The sequence below is a fragment of the Psychrobacter pasteurii genome (genome assembly GCF_900162815.1).
In the GTDB taxonomy this organism is placed as follows: domain Bacteria; phylum Pseudomonadota; class Gammaproteobacteria; order Pseudomonadales; family Moraxellaceae; genus Psychrobacter; species Psychrobacter pasteurii.
On the sequence record NZ_FUGD01000119.1, the window covers coordinates 1 to 8,776 of the forward strand.

General features: G+C 42.8%; 9 protein-coding genes. 5 read left to right on the forward strand and 4 right to left on the reverse strand.

What is annotated here, in order from left to right:
* A partial coding sequence (locus A1232T_RS10770; protein WP_279625896.1) for a transposase occupies positions 1-558 on the reverse strand: 558 nt, incomplete at its 3' end.
* A 110-nt stretch (positions 559-668) separates the two neighbouring features.
* On the opposite strand from A1232T_RS10770, the gene A1232T_RS10775 reads away from it, so the two are divergent.
* Positions 669-1,901 (forward strand): flavin-containing monooxygenase, encoded by a 1,233-nt coding sequence (locus tag A1232T_RS10775; RefSeq protein WP_095532773.1) that lies wholly within the window; start codon positions 669-671, stop codon positions 1,899-1,901.
* Positions 1,902-1,977: 76 nt separating this feature from the next.
* Here A1232T_RS10775 and yaaA read toward each other — a convergent pair whose 3' ends face one another.
* Positions 1,978-2,790, reverse strand: coding sequence for a peroxide stress protein YaaA (gene yaaA, locus A1232T_RS10780; RefSeq protein WP_077449414.1), 813 nt, complete (start codon positions 2,788-2,790; stop codon positions 1,978-1,980).
* Positions 2,791-3,226: 436 nt separating this feature from the next.
* Between yaaA and A1232T_RS10785 the strand changes: the two genes are divergently transcribed.
* The 4 genes from A1232T_RS10785 (at position 3,227) to A1232T_RS10800 (ending at position 7,265) form a co-directional block, all read left to right on the forward strand.
* The gene (locus A1232T_RS10785; RefSeq protein ID WP_077449415.1) at positions 3,227-4,360 is read left to right on the forward strand and encodes a Re/Si-specific NAD(P)(+) transhydrogenase subunit alpha; all 1,134 of its coding nucleotides are present in this window, start codon (positions 3,227-3,229) and stop codon (positions 4,358-4,360) included.
* A 167-nt stretch (positions 4,361-4,527) separates the two neighbouring features.
* Complete coding sequence (locus A1232T_RS10790) at positions 4,528-4,848, forward strand: proton-translocating transhydrogenase family protein (protein ID WP_077449420.1); 321 nt, start codon at positions 4,528-4,530, stop codon at positions 4,846-4,848.
* Positions 4,849-4,868: 20 nt separating this feature from the next.
* Positions 4,869-6,257, forward strand: coding sequence for an NAD(P)(+) transhydrogenase (Re/Si-specific) subunit beta (locus A1232T_RS10795; RefSeq protein WP_077449421.1), 1,389 nt, complete (start codon positions 4,869-4,871; stop codon positions 6,255-6,257).
* A 291-nt stretch (positions 6,258-6,548) separates the two neighbouring features.
* Positions 6,549-7,265, forward strand: coding sequence for a DUF3108 domain-containing protein (locus A1232T_RS10800; RefSeq protein ID WP_077449416.1), 717 nt, complete (start codon positions 6,549-6,551; stop codon positions 7,263-7,265).
* A gap of 143 nt (positions 7,266-7,408) precedes the next feature.
* Here A1232T_RS10800 and A1232T_RS10805 read toward each other — a convergent pair whose 3' ends face one another.
* Both A1232T_RS10805 and wrbA read right to left on the reverse strand, forming a co-directional pair.
* Complete coding sequence (locus tag A1232T_RS10805) at positions 7,409-7,840, reverse strand: hypothetical protein (protein WP_077449417.1); 432 nt, start codon at positions 7,838-7,840, stop codon at positions 7,409-7,411.
* A 3-nt stretch (positions 7,841-7,843) separates the two neighbouring features.
* Complete coding sequence (wrbA, locus tag A1232T_RS10810) at positions 7,844-8,482, reverse strand: NAD(P)H:quinone oxidoreductase (RefSeq protein ID WP_077449418.1); 639 nt, start codon at positions 8,480-8,482, stop codon at positions 7,844-7,846.
* Positions 8,483-8,776 lie beyond the last annotated feature (294 nt).

Genomic DNA, 8,776 nt, shown 5'->3' on the forward strand with positions numbered 1-8,776 from the left:
TCCAACGCTGCCCTTACCACTTACTTGCTTAGGAAAGTCTTTAACGGTGATACACGCATACCAACGATTACGACTGTCTTGTACTATCTCAAGCGTGTTGATTTGATATAGGCTTAGGTTGTAGCTATCGAATACATCGATGAGGAGCTTTTGACCTATAGAAAGCGATACCAGAAGGGATGAATTCAGTGCCTTCTTACCTCTCAGACTTGATAGCAAAAACTTGATAGCAGAATTATTAAAAGGTATCCAACCCAGTGATTTACGTTTGGCATCAGGACGGTTGCTGCGCCAGCTAAGTTTGGCTTTTTTAAATTGTTTACGTGATTTAGCGTGTGTCTCATTGATAGCCTGTAAGGTCTGACTGTGTAATCCTAAATATTCACCGCTACCTTTGGTGTACTGGTTTAAATCATAGGCTGAAAAGTACTTACCGGTACGTTTTAGATGCTCAAAGCAAAGTGCATTAATATAGTTCCACACGAAGTTCACTGAACCGCTTAGACGATTCAACTCTTTTATGTGTTTGTCTTTAATGCGTAGCTTGAGTGTTTTCATATGCTTAGTATCGCAAGATTAATTTTAGCTTACAACCCTTTAACGACTTCTTACGACAGTGTGTGTCGCCTTATATCCACCCCCTGAAGTGCGTGGTTTTACGGCGACTGGTGATAAAAAACGAAGTAGATACTTTAGTTATTGGCGGCGGACAATCAGGTATTGCTATGAGTGAACACTTAAGCAAGCATGATATTGATCATTTGGTCGTCGAAAAAAATAGAATTGCAGAAGCTTGGCGCAGTCAACGCTGGGATTTTCTTGTCACCAACGGACCTCGCTGGAATGATAGATTTCCCAGTTTGAAAATGTCAGGTGAGCCAGATGGCTTTGTGCACCATGATGATTTGGCGGATTACTTTGAAGCCTATGCCGATAAAATCAATGCGCCTATTCAAACCAATGTCGAAGTCACCCATGTTTCAGAAGTAGAGGGTGATGCAAGATATCAAGTCAAAACAAGCAAAGGGCAAGTATTGGCCAAAAGCATCGTTGTTGCTACCGGCCCTTTTCAGCACCCTGTAATTCCACCAGTTATCCCGACAACAGCGAATGTTGAACAGCTGCATTCTCAGCAATACAAAAACCCAGATCAACTGCTAGATGGTGCGGTACTGGTGATTGGCAGTTGCGCTTCTGGTGTGCAAATCGCAAAAGAGCTTAACGAAAGTGGACGTTCAGTTTACTTATCTATCGGCCCACATGTACGTCCACCAAGACGCTATAGAGGTAAAGATATTATATGGTGGATGGGAGTTCTAGGTATTTGGAATGACACAGAGCCGACAGAGGAAGTGGTCAAAGGCTTTGCGGTAAGTGGTACCGGCACAGTCGATTTTAGACAACTGGCTCATGATGGCATTACCTTACTGGGCATGACTGACAACTATCAAAATGGTACGTTGCACTTCTCTGATGATTTAGCAGCGACTATCGACGAAGGTGAGCAGGATTATTACAAATTGCTGGATGCGGCCGATAAGTTTATTGAAGACAATGGGCTCGATTTCCCTGAAGAGCCGGAAGCCAGAAACCTTCCTGATATGCCTGAATGCGTGACCAATCCATTAACGGCACTGCATCTAAAAGAGGCAAATATAACCAGCATCATCTGGGCCACTGGATTCAAAAATGACTATAGTTGGTTGGACTTAGATATCTTTGATGAAGATGGCAAACCCAAACACTACCAAGGGGTAACCGATGCCCGCGGTGTATATTTCTTAGGTCTGCCTTTCTTAACCTGTCGAGGTTCTTCATTTATCTGGGGTGTTTGGCATGATGCCAGCCATATTGCTCATAAAATTAAAGTGCAAAACCATTACGATACTTATGATGGTTAATTAGATAGCACTTTTGGAATAATTGGTATAAGCAATACGGCTAAAAAAATATGGCTCAAAAGATGCTTAGAATTTACTAAGCATCTTTTTCATCACGTCGAAAGGTCCAGTTATTCTCATCCGATAGCTCATCGACATAGTAATATCCTGCCAAGTCAAACTGCTTTAAGTCTTCAGCTTTAGTGATTTTATTATCAGCAGCATATTTCACCATAAGGCCACGCGCTTTTTTGGCATAAAAGCTGATAACTTTGTACTTGCCATTTTTTTCATCTTCAAATCGAGGTGTGATGATATCGGCTTCCAGTGATTTTTTCTTCACTGATTTAAAGTACTCATTGGAAGCTAGGTTAACCAACACATTGTCCTCACCTTGCTCTGCTGCTTCACTCATTCTTTGATTAATAACCTTAGTGACTTCCTCTCCCCAAAATTGATACAGGTTGTCACCACGATCATTTTTTAATTTGGTACCCATCTCTAAGCGATAAGGTTGAATCAAGTCTAAAGGTTTTAGCACCCCGTATAGTCCTGACAAAATCCCTAAGTGCTCGTTAAGATAAATCACAGTTTCTTTGTCTAGGTTATATACATCAAGGCCTGTATAAACATCCCCATCAAAAAGATAAGCGGCGGCTTTGGCATTTGTCTCATCAAAGGGCTTTTGTTCACTCCATGCCCAATCCTGATTACGCTGTGCATTTAGCTGAGCTAAGTCGTCAGAGATACTCATTAATTCCTGTAAATCCACAGGCTCCTTAGATTTTAATATTTTCATTAGGTCTTGGGCATGCTCAATCAGTTCAGGTTGACTATAGTAATTGACAACATTGACTGGAACCGCATCGCTTTCATTTAAGCTTTTAGCCGGAGATAAAACGAAGTACATAACGTTATCCTCAAATTATTTGTTTTATGTTTTGCTTAATTCAATACTTTAACTCGCCATAGTTTAGCAAGTTTAAACCCCTTCTGACCAACCTCTAATGATGTACTGTGCTTTAACCTATCTTCAATGGCTAATAGTTTTTTCTCGCATTCATAGATAACCTTGTGTTATGTTTCCTGGGAGCTTTCTGCAAAGCACATAAATTAAAGTTTGTGATTAAATTTAACTGGTCGGTCATATTTCTACGATGAATTTTTTTAATTTATGTTCTTATAATAAATTCCCATGATGGTATTCAATTAATCATTTATTAAATTGATAACCTTTGGTTTGCAGGTTATAAACCAGATGTTTTCATCAAGGAAAGTCGAGTGTTTAGACAACATCAGATGAACTTAGTCAAAACTTAGATCAATCAAACAAGCTAGGAGCGAACATGATAATAGGCACAATCCAAGCCAAGCAGGCATATGAAAGTCGCGTTGCCATTACACCCGACTCAGTAAAAAAACTAATTAAGCTTGGACACGAAGTGATTATTGAGTCTAGCGCAGGTCAACATGCCTATTACGATGATATCGCTTATGCCAATGCAGGCGCTAAAATCGCCAGTGAGTCTGAAGTACTGTCTCAGGCCAATATTATCTGTGTGGTACAAAACCTAACCGCAGATCAAATCTCTCAGCTGTCTGCCGGCAGCATCGTCATTGGCATGCTAGACCCTTACCGTAACGACCAGTTAGACAGCTATGCACAACAAGGGGTCACAGCCTACGCTATGGAGCTACTACCTCGTACTCTATCTCGTGCACAGAACATGGACGTACTGTCATCGCAAGCCAACTTAGCAGGTTATAAAGCTGTGCTAATGGCCGCCAATGAATACGCTCGCCCCTTCCCTATGTTTATGACCTCAGCGGGTACGGTCAAGCCTGCCAAAGTGGTTATCTTGGGTGTTGGGGTTGCCGGCTTACAGGCCATCGCTACCGCCAAGCGCTTAGGCGCTGTGGTAGAAGCCAGCGATTTACGTCCTGCAGCCAAAGAGCAAGTAGAGTCATTAGGGGGTAAATGGCTGGATGTGCCTATGAGCGATGAGGAAAAAGAAAAAGCCAAATCAACTGGCGGCTATGCGTGGACCCCTTCTGAGCAGTATATGAAAGATCAAGCAGCCGTTGTCGATAAAGCAGTTTCTAATGCTGACATCATTATTACCACAGCTCAAATCCCAGGTCGTAATGCCCCAAGACTGATTCATAGAACCACGCTGGATAAGATGAAAGCGGGTTCAGTTTTAATCGATATGGCCGCAAGCTCAGGCGGTAACGTAGAAGGCACAGTGTCAGGTGAAACTGTGGTCACAGAAAATGGGGTTCGTATCATTGGGGCTGCCAATATCCCAGCAACCCTAGCGGCACAGTCTTCAGACTTATACGCCAACAACTTAGTGAACTTTATCACCACTTTATTTGATAAAGACAACAACAATGCACTAACGATTAACCTTGAGGATGAAATTCAGGGAGCTTTAGCAGTAACCCATAATGGTGAGGTGCGCTTACAACGCAGATAAGGCGTTATAAATTAGGAATTTAACTCTGGTTTTAAACCCTGTGTTGTAAAGAATAATCCCAAAAGCTAAACGTGAATATTTCAGACAGATCTTAGGAGAAGATTATGCTTGCTACCTTATTAGCAACCGCACCACTGGGAGCCGCCGTCACTGGTGGTACCCCTTTCGTGGCCATATTTACCATCTTTGTACTTGCCATTTTTGTGGGTTACTACGTGGTTTGGGGCGTAACCCCAGCCCTGCACACCCCTTTAATGGCGGTAACCAACGCCCTATCAAGTATCGTTATCGTTGGCGCCATGCTACAGACAGTCAGTATTGAAGGCAGCGCCATTTCAGTGACCAGCTTATTAGGGGCCTTTGCCGTCTTTTTAGCCAGCATCAACATTTTTGGTGGTTTCGCTGTAACTGAGCGTATGCTTGCCATGTTCAAACCCAAAGCAAAAAAAGTTAATACAGCTGCTGACCAAAAAGGAGGTAATGCATGAATCCAACTGACTTAACCCAAATGAACTGGATTGCCGCCAACGCTGATTGGTTCTATTTAGTAGGGGCTGTCTTATTCATCCTAACCTTGCGCGGCTTATCTAGCCCCAAGACAGCCATTCGTGGTAACCGCTTCGGTATGGCAGCTATGGCCATTGCGGTTATTACCACCTTTTTCTTAGCAGAAGGTCCTGTGTTGTGGCTTATCATCGGCGCTATGATTTTAGGTGCCCTAGTCGGTATGTGGAAAGCCAAAACAGTTGCTATGACTGAAATGCCAGAAACCGTGGCCTTAATGCACTCCTTCGTGGGTTTATCAGCCGTTGCTATTGCCATTGCTACTGTATTAAATACTACCCACGAACACAGCACCATCGCTCGTGTTGAGCTATTTATTGGCTGCTTTATTGGTGCCATTACTTTCTCAGCCTCAGTCTTTGCTTTTGGTAAATTGGGCGCAAAGAAATGGGCAAAAACGGTTGGCGGCGCTTGGGTGAAACCGGTTCAGCTGATCTTGTTTGTTGCGATGCTTGCCTTTGGTGGTATCTACTTCGTGACTGAATCTATGCCAGCATTCTACGCAATGACAGCATTAGCGATTGTGTTTGGTTGGATGTGGATTGCCCCTATTGGTGGCGGTGATATGCCCGTTGTTGTATCTCTACTGAACTCATTCTCAGGTTGGGCAGCAGCAGGTATTGGTTTCACTTTAGGCAACTCAATGCTAATTATTGCCGGCTCTTTAGTGGGATCATCAGGTGCGATTTTATCTTACATCATGTGTAAAGCCATGAACCGCTCATTACTAAACGTCTTGTTTGGCGGTATTGGTACAGCGGCTGCAGCAACAGGCGGCGATGACGGGGCACCAAAAACTTACAAATCAGGCTCAGCTGAAGATGCAGGCTTCTTAATGAGCAATGCCAGTGATGTTATCATCGTTCCAGGTTACGGTATGGCTCAAGGCCGCGCGCAAAACGCTGTAAAAGAGCTTTATGAGCTATTAAAAGAAGAAGGCGTCAACGTTCGCTTTGCCATTCACCCCGTTGCGGGCCGTATGCCAGGCCACATGAACGTACTATTGGCGGAAGCTGACGTACCTTATGATGACATCCTAGAAATGGACGAAATCAACTCAGACTTCCCAAGTACGGATGTGGTATTGGTTATCGGTGCAAACGACGTGGTTAACCCATCGGCTAAAGATGATCCAAGCTCGCCTATTTTTGGTATGCCAATTTTAGAGGCATCAAAAGCCCAAACAGTTATGGTCATCAAGCGCTCAATGAGCACAGGCTACGCCGGTCTTGATAACCCCCTATTCTACTTAGACAAGACCATGATGATCTTTGGTGATGCTAAGAAGATGGTGGAAGAAATGGTTCGTACCATTAACGGTGGCGGTCACTAAACCTAAGTTTATTAAGACAATCAATTTTAAATTAAAACAAAAAAGACAGCTTAGGCTGTCTTTTTTTATTTGAGTAACTCTTTACTCTGGGTAATAAGCGGGCCAACTCAGTAAGAATTACTAACAAAACACCCTCAATATCTCCCTTGGAATTGTAACAAGGTATTACCATATATAAGGTATAGTTAGCTTTAATAGGTCATCGCCCCTATCGGGGTCACCTTATTAATCAATGACAAATCCAATTGATAAGACTCAAATAAACAAAAGAAATAAATTAAGGGCAAATATATGTTGAATAAACTAAAAAACATGAAAGCAAAAAAAATCGCGGCAGGCGTTGGTCTAGCAGCAGCAACAGCCGTAGCGTCAACAGCGGGTATGGCGTCAACCGCATTGACTCCCTCAACCGCTGACTATAACTTCACTGTTGAGAATAAATATAAAGGTACAGCAACCCGTACTTTGACTAAGTCAGGCAATTCATGGACTTATAAAGTTAATGCGAGAGTTGCAGGCGTGGCCTCAGCCAATCAAAGCAGTACTTTTAGTTTAAGTGGTAACAGTATTATCCCAACTAGTGCCAATACTACTTATAAGTTGTTTGGTATAGGTCGCACTCACAAAATGAGCTTTAGTAACTCTGGTAAAAAAGTGACCAGTACTTATCGTGGTAAGAGTTATAACTTATCTGCTCCAAACAGAGCTTTTGATGATTTAAGTTTAGAGGCTCAAATTAGACAAGATTTGCTATCTGGTAAGTTTACTGGCAACTACTACATGGTCAAAAAAGACAAAGTAGAAAAAACACCCTTTAAGAGAATGGGTAACACCAAAGTAACGGTGCCAGCAGGTACGTTTGATACCATTCGTGTTGACCGTATCCATGATGACAATGATCGCTCAACCAGCTTCTGGTTAGCCCCAAGCCTAGATTACTTACCTGTTAAAGTGTCACAAATTAACGATGGTAAGAAGATGGAAATGGAATTAACTAAGGTTCGCTAAGGGGTTGTGAAAATTTTAACCCTGAATGAATCATAAAAAACGATTTACCAAAAAGGCCTCACATGCGTATGTGAGGCCTTTTTTTTATTGCTATTATCGGGCTGCTTATCTATTCAATAGCTTCGACAATCTCAACCTAGAATTTAGCCATTCATTGAGGGTAGGCGTTTTAGTAGCTTAAACAACCAAACATTGATAATCAAAATAAGTAGCAAATCAATGGCGTATATCCAAAGCACACTAATACCACTGTCATAAAATCTTGAAAACAACGTAACGCCACTAGCCCCCAAATACACCAAAGTTAGCATACTACTCATCAGCAGCGCATAGGGCGATTTTCCCTTTATCATCCAAGGCGTCACAATCAATGCTGGAATTAGCCACAGTAATTGCCAAGCAATCCCCCCTGCTATATCTGGTTGGGTACTTAGCAAAAGCCCTAGCAATAAAGGCAGACCTAGAGCTCGATAAGCCAGCCAGCCCAGCCAGCTTAAGCGTAGTTTTGACTGCAAGTTAGCAATATCCGCTAGATTCTGGGGGCTGCTTCTATCCAGTTTTTGTTTTTTGGCCATAAATTAAGACCACTTAGCATTGACAAGTGCCTTAGCAGCACTGGCCAAACGGCGTCCTTGGGCGATCGCTAGACTGCGCTCATCTTTGGTCACTGGCTGATCATGAGCACTGCCACTGACATGCGTGGCACCATAAGGAGTACCCCCACGATTGGTGCGACTTAGCTCTGGATTAGAATACGGTAACCCCAATACCATCATGCCGTGGTGCAATAAAGGCATCATCATACTTAGCAGCGTAGTTTCTTGCCCCCCATGCATAGAGCCCGTACTGGTAAAAACACTGGCTGGTTTATTTTGTAAGTTGCCTGCCAGCCACAAAGTCACTGTGCTGTCCCAAAAGTGCTTCATCGAGCCTGCCATATTACCAAAGTGCGTGGGGCTACCAAGCGCAAGGCCAGAGCAGTTTTTTAGATCAGACATGGTGCAATAAAGATCACCCTCATCAGGAATCACGGGCTTCGCCACTGTGGTTTCTACGGCCACTTTAGGCACGGTACGAATTCGAGCAGTCATTCCTGCATCTTCAATCCCTTGGGCGATGGCATAAGCCATCTCTTTGGTAGTACCATGTTGTGAATAGTACAACACAAGAACATAAGCATCTGTAGCAGGCTGGGTAGAGACATTATCATTGGTCATAAAGCTTTACTTCCGATTATTTTAAATTTTTATTACTAACTCATAGGAACAAAGAACAAAAATGGGCTGATCACACTGGCACTTCATTGGTTAATACCAGTGCTGGATTGATTAATACTATTGCTTGATTAATTAATCTCTGTACACGACAAAAATGCTCAAAGTCTCAAAGGTCGTGGACTAGGAGACAAATAGCTTATTAGAACCTCAAACACACGTCGATTGCCAGCAAAGAAATACTCACGCAAACCATCAATCAAAACATCCAAACCAATAGCAAACAAACTTTGCTGG